2 protein-coding genes are annotated in these 918 nt (G+C 64.3%); one reads left to right on the plus strand and one right to left on the minus strand.

Annotated features, from left to right (window positions below):
• On the minus strand, positions 1-284 hold a 284-nt coding region (locus tag GWK61_RS58165; RefSeq protein WP_228564584.1), incomplete at its 3' end, for a hypothetical protein.
• 62 nt (positions 285-346) lie between these two features.
• Here GWK61_RS58165 and GWK61_RS54820 point away from each other — a divergent pair.
• Positions 347-918, plus strand: a 572-nt coding sequence (locus tag GWK61_RS54820) for a hypothetical protein (protein WP_194922329.1), incomplete at its 3' end; no start/stop codon positions are given.

Consider the following 918-nt stretch of genomic DNA (forward strand, 5'->3'; position numbering starts at 1 on the left):
CTGAGGATCGTGCTGTCGATCGTGGCCGGTGAGGTGGCAGTCGTCGAGGCGGCGCGGCGGACCAATGTGTCCGAGTAGAGCGCTGGGATCTGGGAGCGGCAGTTCCTGGACTTGGGTCGGGTTGCCCCGGGGTGGCAGGCAGGGCGGGAACCTCGGCGCATGAGGCGCAGCTGGAGCGCGAGAACTAGAGGCTCAACGCCGCTCTGGGCGAGGCCCATGTCGAGCGACTGGCCGATGGGAGCCGCCGACGGCGTGGTGACGGTGCCCGAACGGTCGGGGTACATCACGACTGCCGTAGCGGAGTGTTGCGCCGGGTAGTGGTGCGTTGTCTAGGATCAGACCTCTGATGAAGTTCGGCTGCAGTCGGCGGTCGACGAGCGGGGCGGGGGCCGAGTTGATTGAGGAGATTACGAAGGAATCGCTCGAGAAGTTTTTGATCGCGACCGGTGGTGCTCTCGGAAAAAGCGCAGGCGAAAAGGTGGGCAGGCCGGCTGCCGCTGCGTTCGTGAGGGCGATGGTTGCGCGCCTTCCGAAGCTGAGGAAAATGATCAAGGCGAAGAAGGATCCGATCGCCGAGATCGCACGGCTGATGACGCAGCTGACGCTAGCCGACTCCGACGACGCGCAATCCGCACGGTTGCACCGTGCCATGCTGACGGAGCACATCGAGAACGACATCATCGGCCCCGAGTTCCAGTTCAGGTGCACCGATGCCAACTATCCGCCCGAGCCCACGGCGTTCGCCGATCGCGTTGAAGAGCGTGCCTGGATCGTCGAGGCCGCCTGCGCCCGAGGCGACGTGGCGAAACTCCTGCACCTCGCCGGAATGCGGAGCATCGGGAAGTCGACGATGCTGCTGTACTGGATCCGTCATCATGGGACGGACTTCTTCGAGGACGGCATCTACTATCTGGACCT

The organism is Catenulispora rubra (assembly GCF_015356825.1).
Taxonomy (GTDB): Bacteria; Actinomycetota; Actinomycetes; order Streptomycetales; family Catenulisporaceae; genus Catenulispora; species Catenulispora rubra.